Source organism: Nocardiopsis salina YIM 90010 (assembly GCF_000341025.1).
In the GTDB taxonomy this organism is placed as follows: domain Bacteria; phylum Actinomycetota; class Actinomycetes; order Streptosporangiales; family Streptosporangiaceae; genus Nocardiopsis; species Nocardiopsis salina.
In genome coordinates, this window is the sequence record NZ_ANBF01000090.1 from 1 (window position 1) to 21,776 (window position 21,776).

General features: G+C 70.6%; 19 protein-coding genes and 2 pseudogenes. 9 read left to right on the top strand and 12 right to left on the bottom strand.

Features of this window, described 5'->3' with window-relative positions:
* On the top strand, nt 1-1,046 hold a 1,046-nt coding region (locus D474_RS28210; protein ID WP_017613482.1), incomplete at its 5' end, for a M24B family metallopeptidase.
* Nucleotides 1,047-1,133: 87 nt separating this feature from the next.
* On the opposite strand, the gene D474_RS33855 is transcribed toward D474_RS28210, so the two are convergent.
* Nucleotides 1,134-1,787, bottom strand: a complete 654-nt coding sequence (locus D474_RS33855; protein WP_017613483.1) for a TetR/AcrR family transcriptional regulator — start codon at nt 1,785-1,787, stop codon at nt 1,134-1,136.
* Between the two features lie 135 nt (nt 1,788-1,922).
* On the opposite strand from D474_RS33855, the gene D474_RS0110220 reads away from it, so the two are divergent.
* The 4 genes from D474_RS0110220 (at nt 1,923) to D474_RS0110235 (ending at nt 6,288) form a co-directional block, all read left to right on the top strand.
* Nucleotides 1,923-2,711, top strand: a complete 789-nt coding sequence (locus D474_RS0110220) for an enoyl-CoA hydratase-related protein (protein WP_017613484.1) — start codon at nt 1,923-1,925, stop codon at nt 2,709-2,711.
* A gap of 13 nt (nt 2,712-2,724) precedes the next feature.
* Nucleotides 2,725-3,747 carry an acyl-CoA dehydrogenase family protein gene (locus tag D474_RS28215; RefSeq protein WP_017613485.1) on the top strand — a complete coding sequence of 341 codons (1,023 nt, stop codon included), beginning with the start codon at nt 2,725-2,727 and terminating at the stop codon, nt 3,745-3,747.
* Nucleotides 3,748-3,877: 130 nt separating this feature from the next.
* Complete coding sequence (locus D474_RS0110230; protein WP_017613487.1) at nt 3,878-4,624, top strand: SDR family NAD(P)-dependent oxidoreductase; 747 nt, start codon at nt 3,878-3,880, stop codon at nt 4,622-4,624.
* Between the two features lie 14 nt (nt 4,625-4,638).
* Nucleotides 4,639-6,288 (top strand): AMP-binding protein, encoded by a 1,650-nt coding sequence (locus D474_RS0110235; protein WP_017613488.1) that lies wholly within the window; start codon nt 4,639-4,641, stop codon nt 6,286-6,288.
* Nucleotides 6,289-6,381: 93 nt separating this feature from the next.
* Here the strand turns inward: D474_RS0110235 and D474_RS0110240 are convergent, their stop codons facing one another.
* Together D474_RS0110240 and D474_RS0110245 are read right to left on the bottom strand one after the other, a co-directional pair.
* Nucleotides 6,382-7,194 (bottom strand): peptidoglycan recognition protein family protein, encoded by an 813-nt coding sequence (locus D474_RS0110240; protein ID WP_017613489.1) that lies wholly within the window; start codon nt 7,192-7,194, stop codon nt 6,382-6,384.
* 304 nt (nt 7,195-7,498) lie between these two features.
* Nucleotides 7,499-7,846, bottom strand: coding sequence for a DUF3817 domain-containing protein (locus tag D474_RS0110245; RefSeq protein ID WP_017613490.1), 348 nt, complete (start codon nt 7,844-7,846; stop codon nt 7,499-7,501).
* A gap of 212 nt (nt 7,847-8,058) precedes the next feature.
* Between D474_RS0110245 and D474_RS33275 the strand changes: the two genes are divergently transcribed.
* On the top strand, nt 8,059-8,307 hold the full coding sequence (locus D474_RS33275) for a hypothetical protein (RefSeq protein WP_239647036.1): 249 nt from the start codon (nt 8,059-8,061) through the stop codon (nt 8,305-8,307).
* 62 nt (nt 8,308-8,369) lie between these two features.
* On the opposite strand, the gene D474_RS0110260 is transcribed toward D474_RS33275, so the two are convergent.
* The gene (locus D474_RS0110260) at nt 8,370-8,762 is read right to left on the bottom strand and encodes a VOC family protein (RefSeq protein ID WP_017613493.1); all 393 of its coding nucleotides are present in this window, start codon (nt 8,760-8,762) and stop codon (nt 8,370-8,372) included.
* Nucleotides 8,763-9,012: 250 nt separating this feature from the next.
* Here D474_RS0110260 and D474_RS0110265 point away from each other — a divergent pair, with 250 nt between their 5' ends.
* The 3 genes from D474_RS0110265 to D474_RS0110275 are packed head-to-tail and all read left to right on the top strand — an operon-like array spanning nt 9,013 to nt 12,109.
* Nucleotides 9,013-10,272 carry an ABC transporter substrate-binding protein gene (locus D474_RS0110265; RefSeq protein ID WP_017613494.1) on the top strand — a complete coding sequence of 420 codons (1,260 nt, stop codon included), beginning with the start codon at nt 9,013-9,015 and terminating at the stop codon, nt 10,270-10,272.
* Nucleotides 10,269-11,243: a carbohydrate ABC transporter permease gene (locus tag D474_RS0110270; protein WP_017613495.1), complete on the top strand. Its 975-nt coding sequence runs from the start codon at nt 10,269-10,271 to the stop codon at nt 11,241-11,243. Before D474_RS0110265 ends, D474_RS0110270 begins: the two co-directional genes overlap by 4 nt.
* Nucleotides 11,240-12,109, top strand: coding sequence for a carbohydrate ABC transporter permease (locus tag D474_RS0110275; RefSeq protein WP_017613496.1), 870 nt, complete (start codon nt 11,240-11,242; stop codon nt 12,107-12,109). Before D474_RS0110270 ends, D474_RS0110275 begins: the two co-directional genes overlap by 4 nt.
* Before the next feature lie 32 nt (nt 12,110-12,141).
* Here D474_RS0110275 and D474_RS0110280 read toward each other — a convergent pair whose 3' ends face one another.
* From D474_RS0110280 to D474_RS28235, 8 genes and pseudogenes are all read right to left on the bottom strand, one after another.
* On the bottom strand, nt 12,142-12,585 hold the full coding sequence (locus D474_RS0110280) for a protein-tyrosine phosphatase family protein (protein WP_017613497.1): 444 nt from the start codon (nt 12,583-12,585) through the stop codon (nt 12,142-12,144).
* Nucleotides 12,586-12,721: 136 nt separating this feature from the next.
* A complete protein-coding gene (locus tag D474_RS0110285; RefSeq protein ID WP_017613498.1) occupies nt 12,722-13,879 on the bottom strand; it encodes a glycerol dehydrogenase in 1,158 nt (385 codons plus the stop codon).
* A 162-nt stretch (nt 13,880-14,041) separates the two neighbouring features.
* Nucleotides 14,042-15,262, bottom strand: a complete 1,221-nt coding sequence (gene fdhA, locus D474_RS0110290) for a formaldehyde dehydrogenase, glutathione-independent (RefSeq protein ID WP_017613499.1) — start codon at nt 15,260-15,262, stop codon at nt 14,042-14,044.
* Nucleotides 15,259-15,603: an FG-GAP repeat protein gene (locus D474_RS0110295; protein ID WP_152476727.1), complete on the bottom strand. Its 345-nt coding sequence runs from the start codon at nt 15,601-15,603 to the stop codon at nt 15,259-15,261. The genes fdhA and D474_RS0110295 overlap by 4 nt, the downstream gene beginning before the upstream one ends.
* A gap of 626 nt (nt 15,604-16,229) precedes the next feature.
* Nucleotides 16,230-17,182 (bottom strand): annotated as a pseudogene (locus tag D474_RS28220) (universal stress protein).
* Nucleotides 17,183-18,107: 925 nt separating this feature from the next.
* Nucleotides 18,108-19,679 carry a fluoroquinolone export ABC transporter permease subunit gene (locus D474_RS0110310; protein WP_017613501.1) on the bottom strand — a complete coding sequence of 524 codons (1,572 nt, stop codon included), beginning with the start codon at nt 19,677-19,679 and terminating at the stop codon, nt 18,108-18,110.
* Nucleotides 19,676-20,553, bottom strand: a pseudogene (locus D474_RS28230) (ABC transporter ATP-binding protein). Before D474_RS28230 ends, D474_RS0110310 begins: the two are co-directional and overlap by 4 nt.
* A gap of 199 nt (nt 20,554-20,752) precedes the next feature.
* Nucleotides 20,753-21,776 (bottom strand): amidase (locus D474_RS28235; protein WP_017613503.1); only part of this gene is annotated, 1,024 nt, incomplete at its 5' end.

Here is a 21,776-nt window from a genome sequence, read left to right on the forward strand (position 1 = left end):
ACAGCCTCCAGGAGGCCTCCGCCCTGTTCGGTGTGGCCACCGCCGACGTACGCACTCTGCCCGAGGCCCTGCGCTCGGGTACCACGGCCCTGCGTGTGGCGCGCGGCCACGACGCCGACGTGGACGCCCTCGTCGACGAGGTGCGCGGCGACACCGACAGCGAGGCGCGCGCCAAGTCCGCCCGCCTGGACTGCGAACTCGGTGTGGCCCTGGCCGACCACCGCCTGGTCAAGGACGAGTGGGAGGTCGGCCAGCTCCAGCGCGCCGTCGACGCCACGGTGCGCGGGTTCGGCGACGTGGCCGCCGCCCTGCCGCAGGCCCGGGACACCTCCGAGCGGTTCGTGGAGGGCACGTTCTTCCTGCGCGCCCGCGTGGAGGGCAACGACGTCGGATACGGCACCATCGCCGCCTCCGGTTCCAACGCCACCACACTGCACTGGACCCGCAACGACGGCGCGGTCCGCGAGGGCGACCTGCTGCTGCTCGACGCCGGTGTGGAGACCACCACCCTTTACACCGCCGACGTCACCCGCACCATGCCGATCTCCGGCACCTTCACCGACCTGCAGCGCAAGGTCTACGACCTGGTGTACGCCGCCCAGGAGGCCGGCATCGCCGCCGTCGCCCCGGGCCGCCCCTTCGGCGATTTCCACAAGGCCGCCCAGCGTGTACTCGCCGAGGGCCTCGTCGAGTGGGGGCTCCTGGAGGGCCCGGTCGAGCGGGTCCTCGAACTGGGTCTGCAGCGGCGCTACACCCTGCACGGCACGGGCCACATGCTCGGGCTGGACGTGCACGACTGCGCCGTGGCCCGCCAGGAGGCCCATCTCTACGGCGAGCTGGAGGCCGGCATGGTCCTGACCGTCGAGCCGGGCCTGTACTTCCAGCCCGACGACCTCACCGTCCCCGAGGAACTGCGCGGCATCGGCGTGCGCATCGAGGACGACGTGCTGGTCACCGAGGAGGGGCGCACGGTCATGTCGGCCGCCCTGCCGCGCTCGGCCGCCGAGGTCGAGGCCTGGCTGGCCGAGCGCCTGTCGCGCGCCTGATCCGCGCGCCCGCCGCCGCGCGCCGCGGTCCCGGAACCACGTGGGCCGTCTCCCGCCGGGGAGGCGGCCCACACGCGTGTGACGGCCTCAGCCGGCGAGCAGGTGGGTGTAGGAGCCGCGGTGCTCGGGCCGCAACAGGCCGCCGAACATCAGCGCGGTCTGGGTGCGCACGTAGTCCTCGAGGTCGTGGCTGTGCTCGAAGTACCAGTACTTCAGCGCCCACCCGTGGGCGAGCAGCAGCAGGTCGTAGGAGCACAGCTCCACGTCCACGTCCCGGAACAGGCCCTCGTCGACGGCCTCGCGCAGGCACGCACGCAGCGGGCGGCCGGTCTCGACCTCGGCGTTCTTGATGTGGGCGCGCCCCTCTGCGCTGAGCGTGCGGCTCTCGCGGTAGGTGAGCACGGCGGCGTGGCGGTGCTCGTCGATGATGGTGCAGTAGGCGGCGAACGCGGCGGCGGTGCGTTCGACCGGGTCGGCGCCGGCCTTGTCGATGGCCTCGGGCACCTGGGAGGCGAAGGCGTCGAGCACGCGCCAGATGACGGCGAGCAGGACCTCGTCCTTGCCGCCGAAATAGCGGTAGATGAGGCCGACGCTGACCGAGGCCTCCTCGGCCAGGGCCTGCATCGAGACCCCGTGGAAACCGTCGCGTTCCATGAGGCGGGCCGCGGCGGTCAGGAGCTGGTGGCGGCGCTGTTCGGCCCGCGCCGAGCGCGCGGCCTCCGCCGGTGAACCGGTGTTCATGTCAGGTGAAGCTACGTTCACTCCCGTGTGCTGTCAACGCGGCGGAGGTCTTGACACCCGAGTTGCGTGAATCTAGGTTCATCGCAAATGAATAAAAGTTCACTTCTGCTGAGCCAAGATTCAGGGAGGCCGGACATGGAACCGTTCCAGGACGTCGACCACTCCGTCGAGGGCACCACCGCCGTCATCACCATCGACCGCCCCGACAGCCACAACGCCTTCCGGGGCCGCACCGTCGACGAACTCATCGCCTCCTTCCGCCGCGCCTGGGGAGACCCCGCAGTGCGCGCGGTCATCCTCACCGGCGCCGGGACGAAGGCCTTCTGCCCCGGCGGCGACGTCAAACAGCGGGCCGAGACCGGCGACTACGGCCCCACCGACAGCGGGCTCTTCGAGATCGGCCGCCTGCACCGCATCATCCGCGACATCCCCAAACCCGTCATCGCCGCCGTCAACGGGGTCGCCGTCGGCGGGGGACACGTCCTGCACGTGCTCTGCGATCTGTCCATCGCCGCCGCGAGCGCCCGCTTCGGTCAGGCCGGGCCCAAGGTCGGATCCTTCGACGCCGGCTTCGGCACCGCCTATCTCGCCCGCGTCGTCGGCGAGAAGCGCGCCCGCCAGATGTGGTTCCTCTGCCACCTCCACGACGCCGAGACCGCCGAGCGCTGGGGCCTGGTCAACACCGTCGTGCCCGACGAGGACCTCATGGCCACCGCCCACCGGTGGGCCGAGGAGATCGGGCAGAAGAGCCCCACCGCACTGCGCTTCCTCAAACAGTCCTTCAATGCCGACACCGACCACCAGGCCGGCCCCAGCAGCCTGTCGATGTCGGCCCTGGACCTCTTCGGCTCCTCCGAGGAGGGCCAGGAGGGCGCCCGCGCCTTCTCCGAGAAGCGCGACCCCGACTTCTCCCGGTTCGTCTGAGCCAGGGACCGACATGGACTTCGCACCCACCCCTGCCCAGGCCGGGGCCGCCGAGAAGGCCCGGGCCCTGGCCCGCACCCACGTCGCCCCCGGCGCCGCCGATCGCGAGGCCACAGGCCGCCTCGAACCCGAACTCCTGAGCGCCATGGGCGCCCACGGCCTCATCGCCCCCGAACTGCCCCCGCATCTGGGCGGACACGACGCCGACCGCATCACCTCCGGGCTCGTGGCCGAGGAGATCGCCGCCGGGGATGTCTCGGCCGCTTATGTGCAGGTCGTGGGCTCCCTCGTCGGGCAGATCCTCGCCGAGCACGCCCCGGCCGAACTCGCGGGAACCTGGGTACGGCGCCTGTGCTCGGGCCAGGACCTCATCGGCATCGGCCTCACCGAACCCCATGCCGGCTCCGACGCCGCCAACCTCCACCTGAGGGCCCGGCGCGAGGGCGAGTCCTACGTGCTCGACGGCGTGAAGTCGCTGTCCTTCTGCGGGCAGGCCTCGGCCGCCGTGCTCATCGCCCGCACCGGTCCCGACCGGAGGCGCGGACGCGACATCAGCGCCTTCCTCGTCCCGCTCGACCTGCCCGGCGTGACCCGCGAACCCTACTCCGACATGGGAACCAGGGCGGTGGGCCGCGGCGCCGTGCACCTGGACGGCGTGCGGGTGCCGGCCGACCACCGGCTGGGCCCCGAGGGAGAGGGGTTCTCCCACGTCCTGCAGGGTTTCGACTTCAGCCGCGCGCTCATCGGGCTCCAGTGCCTGGGCGCCGCACGCAGCTCCCTCGAGGAGACATGGGAGTACGTCGGGGAGCGCACCGCCTTCGACCGGCCCCTGAGCACGTTCCAGGGCGTGGCCTTCCCCCTCGCCGAGGCCGAGACCCGGCTGTCCGCCGCCCGCCTGCTGTGCCTGCGCACCCTCTGGCTCAAGGACACCGGGCAGTCCCACACCTCCGAGGCCGCCATGTGCAAGTGGTGGGCCCCGGTGACCGCACACGAGATCGCCCAGCAGTGCCTGCTCCTGCACGGCCAGTACGGCTAACCCNGCGCGACGTCCTCGGGCTGCAGATCGGCGACGGCACGGCCCAGATCATGAAGCTCGTCATCGCCCGGCAGCGCCTGGGCCGCGAGCTCGCCCCCTGACCCCGCCCCGAGAACGAGAGGCAACCACCATGGGACGACTGCAGGACCAGGTCGCGTTCGTGACCGGCGCCGGACGCGGTATCGGCCGCGCTGTGGCCGGCAAACTCGCCGCCGAGGGCGCCCACGTCGTGGCCACCGACGTCGACGGGACCGCAGCGAAGCAGACCGCGCAGGACCTGGGCGGGCGCGCCCTGGGCCTGGGCACCGACGTCACCGACCCCGACTCCGTCGCCGCCGCGCTCGCCCGTGCCCAGGAGGAGTTCGACGGCGTGGACGTGCTCGTCAACAACGCCGGATGGGACACCGCCGGAGCGTTCGTGGACTCCGACTCCGCCGACTGGGACCGCATCGTGCAGATCAACCTCTACGGGGTCCTGCACACCTGTCACGCCCTGCTGCCGCACATGATCGCCCGCGGCAGGGGAGCGGTGGTCAACATCGGCTCCGACGCCGGACGCGTGGGCTCCTCGGGCGAGGCCGTCTACTCCGCCGCCAAGGGCGGGGTCATCGCCTTCACCAAGGCTGCCGCCCGCGAGGCCGCCCGCCACAGCGTCACCGTCAACTGCGTCAGCCCCGGGCCCACCGACACCGCCCTGTTCTCATCCATCGGCGGCGAGGACCCAAAGCTGCGCAATGCCCTGACCAAGGCGATCCCCCTGCGCCGACTGGGCGAGCCCACGGACCTGGCCAACGCCGTCGTGTTCCTCGCCTCCCCGGAGGCCTCCTTCGTCACCGGCCAGACCGTCAGCGTCAGCGGCGGACTCACGATGAGCTGAGGAAAGGCACAGCGATGACCCTGAGCACCCACCTGACCCCCGAACGCATCGCGGCACACACCGCCTCCGGCCACTGGCCCGGCCGGCCGATCACCGACGACCTCGACCTGGCCGCCGACCGCGCCCCCGCCCGCACCGCCGCCGTCGACAGCCACTGCAGCACCGACTACGCGAGCCTGCGCACGCAGGTCGACCGCTGCGCCGGGGCCCTCCTCGACCTCGGGGTGCGCCCCGGCGACGTGGTCTCCTTCCAACTGCCCAACCGCACCGAGTGGATCGTCCTGCACCTGGCCGCCACCCGCATCGGGGCGGTCAGCCACCCCGTGATCCCCGCCCACCGCGAACGCGAGGTCGGCTACGCACTACGGTTGGCCCGCTCGAAGGTGCTCGTCGTGCCCCGCACCTTCCGCGGGTTCGACCACGTGGCCATGGCCGAACGCATGCGCACCGACCTGCCCGACCTCGAACACGTCGTGGTGGTGCCCGACGCCGGCGAACCCGCACCCGGGGGCACCCGCCCCTGGTCGGACCTGGTCGCCGACCGCGGACGCGACCCCGCCACCCTGGCGGCCCTGCGCCCGGAACCGGACGACCTCACCCTGCTCATCTTCACCTCCGGCACCACCGGTGAGCCCAAGGGCGTCATGCACACCCACAACACGCTCGCGGCCGCGCTCGAGCCCCTGCCCGCCCGGCTCGGCCACGGACCCGACAGCGTGCTGCACGTGGCCTCCACGTTCGCGCACCTGACCGGGCTGCTCTACGGGGTGCGCCTGGCCCTGAGGCTGGGCGCCACGGGCGTCTACCAGGAGGTGTGGGACCCGGCCCGGTTCGCCGACCTCGTGGAACGCCACCGCATCACCTCGACCTCGGCGGCGACCCCGTTCCTGCAGGACGTGCTGTCCCTGCCCGACCTCGCCGGGCGCGACCTGTCGTCCCTGCGCAGGTTCTGCTGCATGGGCGCGCCCGTCCCGCGGGTGCTGCTGCGCCGGGCCCGCACCGAACTGCCCGGAGCGGCGGTCCTGGGCGGCTGGGGCCAGACCGAGAACGCCCTGGTCACCCTGGGCAGCCCGGACGATCCCGAGCACAAGATCGTGGGGACCGACGGGCGCCCCTGGCCCGGAATGAGCGTGCGGGTGGTCGACGACGCGGGGACCCCGCTGCCGGCGGGCGAGGAGGGGCGGCTGCAGGTGCGCGGGCCGTTCCTGTTCGTGGGCTACGCCGAACGTCCCGATCTGACCGAGGCCTCCTTCACAGGCGGCTGGTTCGAGACCGGGGACCTGGCCTGCCTGGACGCCGACGGGTACGTGGGCATCCGCGGACGCACCAAGGACGTCATCATCCGCGGCGGGGAGAACATCCCCGTGGTCTACGTGGAGAACGTGCTGGCCGAGCACCCCGGCATCGACACGGTCGCGGTGGTGGCGGTGTCCGACCCCCGGCTCCAGGAACGCGCCTGCGCCGTGGTCACCCTCGCGGACGGGGCGTGCGGGCTCACCCTGGAGGACCTGCGCCTCTTCCTCGCCGACCAGGGGGTGGCCAAGCCCTACTGGCCCGAACGGGTGGAAGTGGTCGAGTCCCTGCCGCGCACACCCAGCGGCAAGATCCAGAAGTTCCGGCTGCGCCAGGAGTTGGAGCAGGATACGGCCGGACGGACGGGCTGAACCGCTCCCGCACACACCGGTGCCCGCCGTCGGAGCGACGGCGGGCACCGGCAGGGCGCTCGACCTCGAGCGGGGTGAGAGGTCGCGCGCCGGTCAGCGGGAGATGTCGTCGGGTCCCCGCGCCGGACCGTGGTAGAAGGTGCGCTCGGGCTCGTCGGCTGGCACCTCGGGGTAGGACGGCGCATTGTCCGGGTGGGTGCCGCCGCGCGGCGGGATCTGCACTCCCTTGGCCTCGAGCACGCTCGTGGTCGCGCTGCGCAGGTCGGGCAGCATCCCGTAGAGGACCTCGCCCGGGCACTCGGTGGCGTTGAAGTCGCGGTGGCCCACGATCGCGTCCTCGGGGTTGAGTCCGTAGGCCTCGCACAGCCACGCAAGGGTCTCCACGAGGGCGTCGATCAGCTCGCCGGTGGGCTCGACGTCGGTATAGGTTCCTTCGTTCTCGATCCCGATCGTGGTGTTGTTGTGGTTGGCCACGTGCGTGCCCACACAGTGTGTGCCCTCGCGGATGGCCGGCAGTGCACGGTCGCGGCCCTCCATGATGTGCCCGCCGCGGCTGATGGTGAGCTGCTGTCCGGCGTCGATCCACCCGTTGTCGTCCATGTGGAAGTTCTGGATCGACCGGGACAGCGCCAGTGCGTGGCTCTCGGAGAGGTCGTCGCTGTTGGGAGTTGCTGTGTGGTGCACCACGATCTGGGTCGGCGGCTCGGCCAGGATCTGGACCGGGCTCGAGGGGGATCGGGCGTCCCAGTCGGAGCGGGTGTACAGCGACGGTTCGGCGATCCGGACCGGGGACGCCTGTACGGGAGCGACGGTGAACGCTCCACCGATCGCGACCGCGCCCGAGGTGAGGGCGGCGCCGCGCAACAGGGTTCTGCGGTCGGGTCCGGCGGTGGGGGAGTCTGGCATGGAGGTTTCCTTCTGCCGACGTTGATGTGCCAGTAGTAAAAGAACATGCGCCATCAGGGTTTGGCAAAGGGTTCCACAGAATAATGAGGGGCCGAATCCGGCCACAATGTAAACCCGGTGCCCCTCTGGAGCATCGGGCTTTTCTGTAGTAAACGCAAGGGCTGTTTGCCTGTTCTTTCGCACCATCGCCCGGAGTTCTTTTCGTGTTAATGCACATTGTTGTTCCGTGTCATCATGTGCATGCACAAAAAAGGAACATCGAACCTTTCGGTTCGATGTTCCCAATGTAATCCGGCGTTGATGCTCACGCCACGGGCTCTGCCTCAAGCTCGGGGTGCGAGATCGGGGTCAGGCGCCCGGTGCGGTGCAGCCACCAGTCCGCCAGCAGCGTCGTCAGGGGCGGAACCGAAGCGGCCAGCGTCAGCAGCGTCACCCCCGCGCTCCACCGGAACTTCAGGGCCGCCACCAGCGCCACGATCACGTAGACGATGAATGCGCCACCGTGCAGCGGGCCGAAAATCTGCACGCCGATCTCGTTTCCGCTGCCCAGGTACTTCACCCCCATGCCGATGAGGAGCCCGGCCCAGGTGAAGGCCTCGAACGCCGCGACCACACGAAAGATCAAGGCCGTCGTACGGGGTTTGATGTTCACGTTCTTCCTCGGGCTCTTCGGTCGGCCGCACACGCATCGGTCCCGGCGCAGGCCGGGACCCCGGCCCAGGTTACGGCACCCTTCGCAGTACACCCCGCCGGGTCCGGGTGAGGGCACCCTCACTCCGTGGCGTGCAAATACTCGGCGGCCACCGAGAGCACGGACTGTGAGACCGCGTCCAGTGCAGGAGAGGAGACGTTCCACCGCTGCCAGTGCAACCGCACACGCACCGGCCGCTCCGGCGCCAGGTCCACCAGCCGGCCCGCCGCCACGTGCTCGGCGCCGGCTTCCTCCGCACCTACGGCCTCCTGGCGCTGCGCAGGGTCCTGCGCCCCGGAACCCTCACCGCCGCCGACGCCCCCGCCGGCCCCGCACGCGGCGGCGCCGTGGCCACCGCACTCGGCCTGCTCGTGGTGGCCCTCATGCTCACCCTCGGTGTGACACTCGCCCTGGGAACGTGACGTCTCAGGCGTGCCCCGGCCCCGGGCCGTCCCGGGACCGGGCCCGGATCAGAAGGCTCGGATCAGAACGTGCGCTGGTCGCGGCGGAGCGGGTGGTCCTCGGGGATCTGCACGAGCACGATCTTCACACCGTCAGGGTCGGCGATCCAGCCCTCCACCAGGCCCCAGAACTCCTCCTTGGGCTCGCGCAGGCCCTCGGCCCCGCGTCCGACCGCGCGGCTGTACTCGGCGTGCACGTCGCGCACCTGCACCCACAGCACCATGCCCGCGGGCGCGATGGCCTCGGCGTTCCCGGAGACCTCCAGGAACCCGTTGCCCAGGAAGAACACCGTTCCGGGCGACTCGGGTCGGCCGAACTCGCGGTGCACGGCCAGGCCCAGCACGTCGCGGTAGAAGACGCGGCTGCGCTCGGGGTCGGTCGGGCGGATCAGTACTCGGCTGCTCAGGACATCCATGCCCCGATCCTGCCGTCCCGGGCCACGGGGGCCAAAGGCGCCCCGGTCCCTTCGGGAAGCGCTCCCAGGTACGGGATTCCCGAATGGTCACGGCTCGGTGAAGGATTCGTTCGGCTGTTGACGCAGTAACGCGTGAGTTCCAGGGTTGAGCAAAGCGGGATGAACGTGATCTGAAGCACATGACGGCGGATCGTCCGACGACCGGACCCACGACCCGGTCGCCCCGGCCCGCGTCTGGAGAGGACCCCCCATGCGTGCACGGTGTACCCAGCTGTCGGCCGCGGTCCTGGCCGCGGCCCTCCTCGCCTCAGGATGCGGAGACGACGGAGGGGACGGCACGGAGGTCGAGGTCTTCTCCTGGTGGACCGGCGGAGGTGAGGAGGCCGGCCTCGACGCCCTCATCGAACGCTTCGAGCAGGATCACCCCGGCGTGGGCTTCGTCAACGCCGCAGTCGCCGGAGGGTCGGGCACCAACGCCCAGGCCGTGCTCGAGGGCCGCCTGCAGAGCCAGGACCCGCCGGACTCCTTCCAGGGCCACGCCGGCGCCGAACTCCAGGACTACATCGAGGCCGGCTATCTGCAGCCGCTCGACGACTTCTTCGACGAGCAGGGCCTGCAGGAGGCCATGCCCGACCAGCTCACCGAACAGATCACCTACGAGGGCAGCGTCTACTCTGTCCCGGTCAACGTCCACCGTTCCAACGTCCTGTGGTCCAACCCCGGTGTGCTCGAGGAAGCCGGAGTCGAGGAGACCCCCGAGACCCTCGACGAACTGATCGGGGCTCTGGAGGCGGTCGAGGAGGAGACCGACGCCGTCCCCATGGCCGTGGGCGCGCAGTGGACCGTCGACCACCTGCTCGAATCGGTCCTGCTCGGCTCCCTGGGCACCGACGCCTACAAGGAGCTGTGGGAGCCCGGGGCGGACTGGGACACCCCCGAGGTCACCGAGGCCCTGGAGTCCTTCGGACAGATCATGGAGCACACCCAGGAGGAATCGGCCGCCGAGGACTGGCAGGAGGCCTCGCGCCGCGTCTCCGAGGGCGAGGCGGCCTTCAACATCATGGGCGACTGGGCCGCCGGCTACTTCGACGAGATCGGCGCCACCGCCGGAGAGGACTACGACTGGGCGCCCTCCCCGGGAACCGACGGCACCTACATGTGGCTCTCCGACAGCTTCACCCTCCCCGAGGGCGCACCCAACGAGGACGTCGCCCGCTCCTGGCTCGAACTGGTCTCCAGCGCCGAGGGCCAGGACCTGTTCAACCCGGTCAAGGGCTCCGTCCCCGCCCGTGACGACACCGACCCGGCCGCGTACGAGGACAGCGCCTACCTGTCCGATGCGCTCTCCGAGTGGCAGGACGACCCCGAACTGGCCGGGTCGTTCTGGCACGGCGTCACCGTCGGCAACCGGTGGAAGAACGACGTGGACACCGCGGTCGGCCTCTACCTCGGCGACGGCGACCTGGGCACCCTCCAGGCCTCCCTGCACGAGGCCGCGCAAGCCGAATGAGCCCACACGTCGCACAGGCCGGGGCCGGTACCGAGGGGCGGCCCCGGCCCCGAACCCCCGGCCGGTTGCACCGCATGCGGGTACGCGCCCGCACCTGGTTGCCCGGTCTGCTCATGGTCCTGCCGTCGATCCTGCTCATCGGCGTCTTCGTCTACGGCATGATCGGCTGGAACACGAGCCTTGCCCTCAGCGACCAGCACGCCCCCGTCCAGGACGGTTCCTTCGTCGGCCTGACCAACTTCGCCGAACTCTGGCAGGAGTCGCGCTGGCCCGCAGCCGTCGGCAATGCCGTCGTCTTCACCGCCGTGTTCGTGGGAGGCGCCCTGTTCCTGGGGTGGTTCCTGGGGCTCATGCTCGACAAGGGGCTGCGTGGCGAGGCGGCCTTCCGCACCCTGTTCCTGGCGCCCATGGCGGTGTCCTTCATCGCCACCGGTGTGGTCTGGCGCTGGCTCATGAACCCCGCCCCCGCCGAACGCGCCACCGGGCTCAACGCCCTGTTCGTCCAGTTCGACCTGGACTTCCTGGTCAACGACTGGTGGACCGCGCCGAACATGGGCATGGCAGCCATGGCCCTGCCCGCGATCTGGCAGCTGTCGGGTTACATCATGGCGCTGTTCCTGGCCGGGTTCCGCGGGGTGCCCGAGGAACTGCGCGAGGCCGCACGCGTTGACGGCTGCTCCGAATGGGGCGTGTACCGCCACGTGGTCATGCCGCAGCTGAGACCGGTCACCCTCAGCGCCGTCATCATCCTCGGCCACATGTCCCTGAAGGTCTTCGACCTCATCATCGCCATCGCCGGACAGCAGATCGTCGCCGACGTGCCCGCCGTGTACATGTGGACGACCGTGTTCGAGGTCCGCGACCCGGCCAAGGGTGCCACCATCGCCAGCTACCTGCTCATCGCGGTGGCGGTCTTCGTCATCCCCTACCTCGTGTGGACCATCCGCAAGGAACGGAGTGAGGGCCGGTGAACCGCAGCGCGCCCGAACGTGTCACGGCCACCGTGAGCAGGGCACCTGGAACGACACCGCTGGGGCAGGCGGCCAAGTTCACCGTCCTGTTCGTGCTGGCCGCCCTGTTCCTGCTACCGATGTACGTCCTGCTGGTCACGGCGTTCAAGCCCTTCGACGAGGCCACCGCCGCACGCGCCTGGTTGCTGCCGCAGAGCTGGAGCCTGCAGGGGTGGGCGGCCGCCTGGGACGCCCTCGCGCCGGGGTTGTGGAACAGCGTGCAGATGGTCGTGCCCAGCGCGATCCTGTCGGCGGTGCTGGGGTCGATGAACGGCTTCGTGCTGGCCCGTTGGCGCTTCCCCGGGGCCGACACCGTATTCACCCTGTTCCTGTTCGGGATGTTCATCCCCTACCAGGCGGTGATGATCCCGCTGCAGCAGACCATGGTCGAGGCCGGGCTCATGGGCGGTCTGTTCCCGCTGATCCTGGCGCACACGGTCTACGGGATCCCGATCTGCACACTGATCTTCCGCAACTACTACGCGACGATCCCGCACACCCTCATCGAGGCGGCGCGCGTGGACGGGGCGGGGCTGCTGCGCACCTACCGGTCGGTGATCCTGCCGGTCTCGGCGCCGGTCTTCGCGGTCACCCTCATCTGGCAGTTCACCTCGGCGTGGAACGACTTCCTGTTCGCGGTCTTCCTCACCGGTCCCAACACCTGGCCGGTCACCGTGCAGCTGAACAACGTGGCCGGATCGATGGTGGTGCCCTACAACCAGCAGATGGCCGCCGCGGTGCTGGCCTCCCTGCCGACACTGGTCATCTACCTCGTGCTGGGGCGGTACTTCATGCGCGGGCTCATGGCCGGCGCGCTCAAGGGGTGAGGGCGGGCCCCGACGGCCCGGGGCCCGCGCGCTCAACTGCGCACCTGGTCGGCGAAGCGCGTGACGTAGCGCTGCTGCCAGGGTGTCTCGACGGCGTTGTGGTCGTAGTTGTACCGGACGAAGGACACCGCCTCCCGGGCCGGCATCCCGTCGAGCACGGCCAGGCAGGACAGGGAGGTGCCGGTGCGGCCGTGGCCGCCCTCGCAGGCGATCTCCACCCGTTCGGTCTCGGCGCGTTCCCAGGCTTCCCAGAAGGCCTCGGCTGCGGCCTTGCGGTCGGTGGGCAGCCCGAAGTCGGGCCAGTGCAGCCACCGGTTGGTCCACGTGACGTCGGGGGGTTCGTGTCCCAGCAGGTACAGGGCGAAGTCCGGCCGAGGACCCTCAGGGAGGGTCTTGGCCAGGCCCCGTCCACGGAACAGACGACCCGAGGGCAGTTGGAGGACCCCCGGGGATCGGGGTTCCCAGGTCGTGCTCATCCGATTGCGTCCCCTTCTCGCGAGGCGGTCGATTCGATGAAGCCGGGGGAGTGGAACGGTACTCCTTCTCCCCCGGCCGCCCCAACTGATGCGGGGGTCACATCGGACGAAGGCTCTCACCGGCGGACGAAACGCCTCAGGTGTAGTCCTCCGGGGTCGGCTCACCCAGGCCCGCGCGGGACCGGGCACGACGGCCCACACCCTCCACGGCGCGCAGAGCGTCGCGCACGTCCTGGTGAGTGGGTTCGAACGCGAGGTTGTGGATGGTCTCCGACGGGTCCATGGCCGCGCGCACGACCTCCTCCAGGACTGCCTCGTCGACCTCGCCCAACCCGGCCTCGGTCAGGGTCGTGGGCAGACCCACCCGCGCGGTGAACTCCGCGAACTCGTCGATCTCCGAGGCCTCCTCGCCCTCCAGCAGCATCTGCGTGAGCGAACCGATGTTGACCTTCTCCCCGTGGGTGAGGTGGTGGGTCCGGTCCACCGCAGTGAGCCCGTCGTGCACCGCGTGCGCCGCGGCCAGACCGCCCGACTCGAACCCGAGGCCGGACAGCAGGGTGGTGGCCTCCACGATCGCCTCCACGTCCGGGGTGACCAGGTTGCTGCGAACCGCTTCCAAGGCCGGGAGCGCGGAGCTCCACAGCAGGTCCCAGGACAGCTCGGCCAGGGCGGTGCCCGCGTGGGTCGGGAAACCCTCGACCATGTTGTGGCTGTGGGCGCGGCGTACCGCCCGCGCCTCGATCCAGGTCGCCAGCGCATCTCCCACACCGCCGGACAGGAACCGGGGCGGGGCCTCGGCCACGTACTGGGTGTCCACGACCACCAGCGCCGGGTTGCGGTCGTAGAACCGGTAGGCCTCGAACGCCCCGGACTCGGTGTAGATCACAGACAGTGCCGAGGTCGGGGCGTCGGTCGAGGCGACCGTCGCCGCGCTCACCCACGGCACGCCGGCGTTGTCGCCGGCGGCCTTGGCGGTGTCGATGGCCGCGCCGCCTCCCAGACCGATGATCACGTCGTGGCCGTGCTCGTCGATCGCCGAGGAGACCCGGTCGGCCTCGGCACGGGTCGGCACGCCGCCGAACCGCTCGAAGACCAACGGGAGCGCTGCCTCGTCGAAGGAGCCCGAGAGCACCGGTTCGGTGAGGTCGCGGACCACGTCGTCGGCCAGCACCAGGGGCTTGGAACCGAACCCGACCACGAGGGATCCCAGGCGGCTCAGGGCGCCTCGCCCCTGCACGTAGCGCCCGGGCGAGGCGAAAACGCTCACATGTGGACTGTTGGAGTTCTCGGCCATGACGACTTCCCCCGTAGTGATCGGCGACAAGAGCCTTCCACTACCGGGCTGGCCACGTGTGACCTCGTTAAACACGATTTGGGGGTTACTGGCACGGTTCTTGGCCCCGTGCGTAGGCCCGCCCGGGACAACCGGGCGGGCCTGGTCCGTGCGGGGCCTGCCTCAGCCGGTGCCGAGGTAGCCATTGGGGTCGAGCACGTACTTCTTCGCGGCTCCGCGGTCGAACTCCTGGTAACCGCGTGCGGCCTCCTCCAGCGGGATCGCCACGGCGTTCACCGCGTCGGCGATGTTCACCTTCTCGTACAGGATCGCCATCATGAGCTCCCGGTGGTACTTCATCACCGGGCACTGGCCCGTGTAGAAGGCGTGCGACTTCGCCCAGCCCAGCCCGAAACGGATGGAGAGCGAACCCTCCTTGGCCGCGTCGTCGACCGCGCCGGGATCACCGGTCACGTACAGGCCCGGGATCCCGATGGCGCCGCCGGCCCGTGTCACGTCCATGGCGGTGTTGAGAACGCTCGCCGGGGCCTCGTTGCCCGCCTCCGAGCCCGTGCCGTGCGCCTCGAACCCGACCGCGTCGACCGCGCAGTCGACCGCCGGGGTGCCCAGGAGCTGCTCGATGAGCTCGGCGGGGTCGCCCTGCGAGATGTCGATGGTCTCGCAGCCGAACCCGCGCGCCTGTGCCAGGCGTTCGGCGTTGAGGTCGCCGACGATCACCACCGCCGCCCCCAGCAGCTGGGCGGAGGCGGCCGCGGCCAGCCCCACCGGCCCGGCGCCGGCGATGTAGACGGTCGAACCCACACCCACCCCGGCGCTCACACACCCGTGGTATCCGGTCGGGAAGATGTCGGAGAGCATGGTCAGGTCCATGATCTTGTCCATCGCCCGGTCGCGGTCGGGGAAGACCAGCAGGTTCCAGTCCGCGTAGGGCACCAGGACGTACTGGGCCTGGCCGCCGACCCAACCGCCCATGTCCACGTACCCGTACGCGGAGCCGGGGCGGTCGGGGTTGACGTTGAGACAGATCTCGGTGCGGCGGGCCTTGCAGTTGCGGCAGCGCCCGCAGGAGATGTTGAAGGGCACCGAGACGAGATCGCCCTCCTGGACGAACTCCACCCCGGGGCCGGCCTCGACGACCTCGCCGGTGATCTCGTGGCCCAGGACCAGCCCGGCCGGGGCGGTGGTGCGGCCGCGGACCATGTGCTGGTCGCTGCCGCAGATGTTGGTGGCCACGACCTTGACGATCGCGCCGTGGGGGACCTTGCGTCCCACGTTGGCCGGGTTGACCCCGGGGCCGTCCTTGAGTTCGAACTCGGGGTAGGCGATGTCGGTGACCTCGACCTCGCCGGGACCTTGGTAGATGACGCCTCTGTTGCCGCTCATGTGCGCTGCCCGCCTTCCTGCCCCGCGGGGCATGGGGGGTGATGGTGGTCACAGGCATTTCCCGCGGGCGGCGTGGTTAATCCGGGACGGATGGTGCTGATGCGCCCATGCGGCCCGGCACCCTCGCGCCCTGGCGTGTCCTGGCTCCAAGGCTTGTAGCTGATGGTGCTGGCTTCGTTCTCCCCGGGCACCCCGGCCGCCAGGTCCAACATCCCGTCGCCATCCAGGTCGCCCCGGTCGAAGTCCTCATCGTGGGCTGAGGTCACGATGAGGTCGTCGAGGCCGTTGCCGGTCACATCTGCCAGGGCCGGCCCGTCGACCGCATGACCGGGGCCGGCCACGGCGAGGAAGGAGCGGTCTGCGGATGCCTTCCGCCCCGGGCTCATGCGTCTTGCGCCGGCCCGGGTGGTCCGCTCGGGACCAACGTCCTGTTTCGGGGATCTGCTCGTGTCCTGGTCGTACGGGCCTCGGGGTGGGTGGTGGGCTGGTGATGTGCTCACCGGTTGCGACCCGAAGGAGCACGCGGGCCGCCGCGGGTCTCAAGGCTCATAGGGGGACGCCCGGGCGCCTGTGGGGCCGGCGCTGCTTCTTGCCGCATTCGGCGCCGGCCCCGCCATCTCCGCATCCGCCAGCGGCCCCATTCGACCCGCGACCAGGCCAGGCCCAGGGTGATCCCGACGTCGGCGGAGAGGCGCACGACCGGAACACACTGCGGGGGAGTCCGTGACACCTCGCCCGGCGAAGCCCGAGCCAGTCCTGAGGCCGGGCCGTGGTCACATGTGATCGCAGGCCTCGCGCGTGATCTGTCCCCGAATCTCGGCTTGTAAGTGCGGCCTGGCCCGCTCACGCCGGCGACGCGCGCGTGCAGTGGGTGCGCGTCAAGATGGGAGCGCAGAACGCATGTCGGCCAGCCCCGAGGAATCCTGCAAGGCTGCGGATATGCACGGTGAAACGAGTGTGCTGATGCTCACCACGAACGTGATACAAGCGGGGCCCAGCCCCTGCCCCGGTGCTTGGGCAACACCACGACCGGGACGTGCGAGCGGTGCAGGAGGCCCTGACTCACCGAACCGAGCAGCCACCCCAGTACTGTGCCGTGCCGGTGAGCGCCCACGACGATCGCGTCGGCCCCCTCTGCTATCCGCAACAGGCTGTCGACCGGGGTGGAACGGGTGCGTACGACGCTCACCTCGATGTCGACAGCACCCCGTTCGTGCGAGAGGTCGGTGAGCAACCCGTCGACCAGCTGCTCGGACTGGCGGTCGAACATCTCCTCCCAGGACCGGTGTTCGGTTCTGGTCACTTCGAGTTGATAACCGGCAGACCGGGGCATCTCCCAGCTGTTGACCACGACCAGCTCGCCCCGGGTCTCCGCAGTCAGGTCCATCGCGAGTTTCAGGACGCGGCGAACCTCGAGGGAGAAGGAGACGCCGACGACGATCCGGTCGAGGCAGGTGGTGGCCGGCAGGCCCCCTCGTGGGGCACCACCACGACCGGGCAAGGGGCCCGGGCTGCCACGTGTGTACTCACCGATCCCACCAGCATCGCTGTGACCGGCCCCAACCCCCGGGTGCCGACCACGAGCAGGTCGTGCGGACGGCACTGGTGGATCAGGGCCCGGGGAGCGTCCTCGGAGGTCATGACGGACTCGGTCCCGACATCCGGTCGAAGTCCGACCACGTACTCTCGGGCCTCGGCGAGCACGGCGGTGGCCTGCTCCTCCATCTCATCGGTGGGTCGGAAGCGGGCCGACGTCCGCTCGGTGGACACGAGTGACGGCGGCCCCAGGGCGTGAACGAGACGGAGCACGGCTCCACGTCGGGCTGCTTCGGCGGTCGCCCACTGCAGAGCGGCCCCGGCGTGGTCGGAGCCGTCCACACCGACCACCACTCTGGGAAAGCGCTCCTGGTGCGCTGCCATGATCTCCCCCTCGCTCCGCGTTCATCGCTGAACCGCCGGCCGGATAGCGCGCACTTTCCCGGGAGCGTACGAGCCGTCGGCCGTAACCGGTCCAGCTGTTCGAACGGCCTGAATACCCCGGTCGAAGAGGCGCGTACCCGCAGTTCGGAGTGGCGTTGGTCGCCCTCGCTGCGGCGTTCGCTTTCGTGGCGCCGAACATCGGTCGGATGGATTCCTGTGGGTGACCGGAGGAGGTTTCGGCGAGATCAACCACCACGTGCTCGTGTTTCAAGAGCATGGCGAAGAATTCGATGAACAGGGGTGCAGACAAGCGCTTCCGTCCCTGTTCCTTTCTTGCGTTCGTCATCCCCCGTGAGCATTGAACCGAGAATGATCCTTTTTCATCCTGAGGGTGCAGGTCACAGTCCTGCACCAGCCCACTGAAACCACCCATGCGCTGCCCCTGTCACGCCGACCCCTGAACCTGGCCGCCCGCACGATCCGCACCCACCGCAGGAAGGCCGGCTCGAGGTGGCGGCACCCCACCACCACCGCCTGGCGCTATGTACGCGAGACCACACGCCTGCTGGCCGAGCAGGCCCCCACCTTGGAGCAAGGACTACGCCGCGCACGCCGCAAGGGGTGGGGGTGTGATCGTGGACGGATCCCTCATCGCCTGCGACCGTGTAGCAGCCGACCGGACGTTCTATTCGGGCAAGTACCAGCTCCACGGGATGAACATCCAGGTCGTCGCGGCCCCCGACGGTCACCTGTTGTGGACCTTCTGGTCGCTGCCAGGGCCGGTGGAACCGATCGTTTCCGCGGCGGAGGCCATCTCTTCCCCCGAGACCGCATCGCCGATCGCGGCGGCGAGGGTTTCCCCGGTCAGGTCCTGTCCGCGGAGGGAACCAGGACGGTAGCTGCCGGGACACGGCCCGTCCGGGCCTCATGTGAGCAGACGCGACCGTATCCGCAGGGCCAGGACCAGAGCGGCCGCCACTGCGGTCACCGATCCACCGAGAAGGACGACCGGTGAGGCGAGGCTGTCCGCCGGGTAGCCGGGGAGCGGTAGGAGTGCCCAGGTGGGCGGCAGCACGAGCAGTGGTGACCACCAGGGTGCGGGCAGCACCCAAGTCAGCACCGGGGCCAGGACGGAGACGGCCGCGACGGTCTTGGTGACGACCAGGGCCTCGACCTTGTTGCCCGCGAACGCCGCGGTTGCCAGTACGACCAAGGGCGCGAACAGGGCGGCCAGCACCACGGCAGCGGCCAGTCCGGACGACAACGCCGGGGCCAGGCCCGACAAGGGCGCGGCGATCGCCAGCCCGATCAGAGCCAGAAGGAGGGCCGTTCCCGTCCGGAACCCGAAGTAGGCGTTCAGGGACAGGGGGGAAACACGCAGCACCTGCAGGGTGCGGTCGTCGATGTCCTCGGTGACGCGCAGCGCTGTCACGGCACCGACCATCAGGGGGATGTGCAGCAGAACCAGCGCCCCGAACACGACTGAGGCATGTTCAGCGGGGTCGAAACCGTAGGTCGACCGCAGATATCCGGACAGCGCCGGGTAGGTCCAACGCAGCACCAGTGCCAAGGGCAAGGGTGCCAGCGCCACGGTCAGGAGCAACGGGTCACGGCGCACACCCGAGAGTTCGTACCGGGCCAAGCTCAGGACAGGGTGTCCCCGGCCCCTGGGATGGACAGGGTGCCGCGGGCGAGCACGAGCAGAATGGTGAGCGGCGTCCCGGGGCGGACCTTGGGGCACCCCCGAGGAACCGTCCTCCGTGGACGCGGGGCCGGTGCGGCGTGGCCTCGCCCCGGAGGGGACGGCTTGCCGGGCCGCCCACCAGCAGACAGCGGCCGCACACCCCACCGCGTACAGGAGCGCGATCCCTCCGCCGGGGCCCTGGGGCGCGCCCGCCCCGCCGGTCAGCCCGCGTCCGATCAGATCTGCACCCGCTGTGGTGGGCACGGCCCACAGCAGCGGGCTCTGTACCACACCGGCCAGATGCAGCACGGGGACCGCGATGAGCGGAGCGACGGCCGGGACAGTGGCGAGCAGGGCCCCCTGCAACGTACGGGTGCGGGCGGCCAGGCCCGAGCAGGCGGCCACCAGCAGGACCGAGGTGAGCACGACCCCGGCCGTGGCGTGCCCGAGAGCGCCCGAGACCGACTGGGGCGGCACCGTCACAACGATCAGGGGGATCGCCATGGCCACGACGGGCAGGGTCAGCACCACAACACGGACCGGTGCGGCCGTCCTGGGCCCGACGGGGGTGACCGACCGCGAGGCGTCGGTGCCCTCGACCCGCTCGAACATGAGCAGGGCAACGGCGAACAGCGCCCCGAACCCGGCCGTGTCCAGGAACAGCAGATAGGGGAGCAGCGCCTGCGCCCCCGCTGTGGGTAGGGCCAGGAGCAACCCGGTCCAGAGCAGAGCCAGCACTGCGGCGACCGCCAGGATGCCGTAGCGCCACGCCAGCTTCGCCTCCAGAACGAACGTCCCGACGAGCCGGTTCACAGCGACACCTTGGTGACTGCGGCGAAGACCTCGTCGAGTGTGGCCTCACGCGTGTGCAGGGACGTGACCGAGCCCGTGGCCACGAGAGCTGACAGCTCACCGCCGGCGCCCAGGTCCGCGAGGTCGAAAGAGCGTCGGCGCGGTCGGCCATCGGCCACGTACTCGGCGACGACACCGGGTCGTCCGTGGCGCCGGCGGAACCCGTCCGGGGTGTCGACGGCGGCGATCCGGCCGTCGACGACGAAGGCGACCCGGTCGCACAGGTCCTCCGCGGTGCGCATGTCGTGGGTGGTGAGGAAGACGGTGGTTCCGCGGTCCGCCTCGGCCCGGACCACCTCGCGCAGGCGGGCGGCACGCACGGGGTCCTGGCCCGAGGTGGGTTCGTCCAAGAAGAGCAGGCGAGGGTGGTTGAGCAGTGCCCGCGCCAGGCTCAGGCGCATCCTCATCCCCTTGGAGAAGGTGCCCGAACGCTGGTCCGCGGCCTCTCGGAGGCCGACGCGGTCCAGCAGCTCGACGGGGTCGGCCACCTGGCCGCGGTAGAGGGAGGCGAACACCTCCAGGTTCTCCCGTGCGGTCAAGCGGGTGAACTCGGTGGGCGTTTCGAAGCCCACACCGATGTGTTCGTAGTACTCCCGGCCCCACTTCCGCAACGGGCGGCCGAGTACGCGCACGTGTCCGCCGTCGTGGCGGAGCAGGCGGGTCAGTACGTGTTGGACGGTGGACTTGCCGGCCCCGAAGGGCCGAGGAACCCGAAGACCTCGCCCGCCCCCACGGTGAAGTCCATCTGCCGTACCGCGTCGGCGTGTGTTCCGCGGTAGCGCACGCGCAGATCCGTCACGGAGATAACGTCGTCCGCGGCGGAGGTCTCACCCATCCTGGGCTCCAGCTTGATCGAGGGCGTCGAAGGTTTGCTCCATGAGCGCGGCCGGTGCCCGGCGCGGGCCTCCCCGGCTCGCCCGGTCACCGGCGCGGATCGGCTCGGCCCCTGGCACACCCGGGTGTCGACCTCCCGTTCTGGGTCCCGTCATCATGGCACGGCAGAGTCCCGGGCGGGAGAGGCCCGAAACCCCGACTCAGCGGTGCCCGGCCTCCGAGGCCCCGGGGAGCGGTACCCCGCCCGGCCGGCGGTCGGACCACGGGTGGGCCTGCTCCAACTGCCCCGCAAGCCTCAGCAGCACCCCTTCGCCGGCGGCAGGCGCCACGAACTGCACACCGAGGGGCAGGCCGGACGCGGTCCGGTGCAGCGGCAACGAGATCGCCGGAACCCCGGTCAGGTTGGCCATCAGCGTGAACGGAGTCGCCGTCAGGTTGTTCATGACCTCCTTGGTGACCAGGTCGGTCGCGGTCACCACCCGCTCGGTGCGGGTACGCACCAGCAACCGCTCGGCCGAACGCAGCCACGCCGGTGGGTCCAGGCGCCCCACGGTCACCGGCGGTCCCGCGATGGTGGGTGTCAACAGCAGGTCGTACCGCGTGTGGAACTCCACCAGCGCCCGCACGTGGTCGTTCCAGCGTTCGTTGCCGCGCACGTAGTCGGCGGCCGTGCGCGCCCGCCCCATCGCCGCGAGCATGAGCGTGTCGGGCTCGAAGTCGTCGTCCGAGCACCCGGTGTCGGTCTTGATCCCGTCCACGAGCGCGGCCATCGACCCGTACCAGAGCGTCACGAAGTCCTCGGTGAGCGCTCGCCCGTCGATGTCGGGTTCGGCCTCCTCCACCTCGTGCCCCAGGCCCTCCAGCAGCGCGGCCGCGTCGCGCACGGCACGCACCGCCTCCGGGTGCACCCGCGTGCCCAGGGGCGAACGGTCGGTGAACCCGATCCGCAGCCGGCCCGGGTCGTGCCCGACCTCCTCGGTGTAGGGGCGCTCGGGCGGGGCGATGGGGTAGGGGGAGACCGCCTCCGGTCCGGCGGCCGCCTCGAGCAGCGCCGCGGTGTCGCGAACCGTGCGTGTGACGGCGCCGTTGACCGACGCACCGTGCATCGGCTCGCCCCAGTTCGGGCCGAACGGAACCCGCCCGCGCCCCGGCTTGAGCCCCACCAACCCGCAGCAGGCCGCCGGGATCCGGATCGACCCGCCGCCGTCGTTGGCGCTCGCCCCC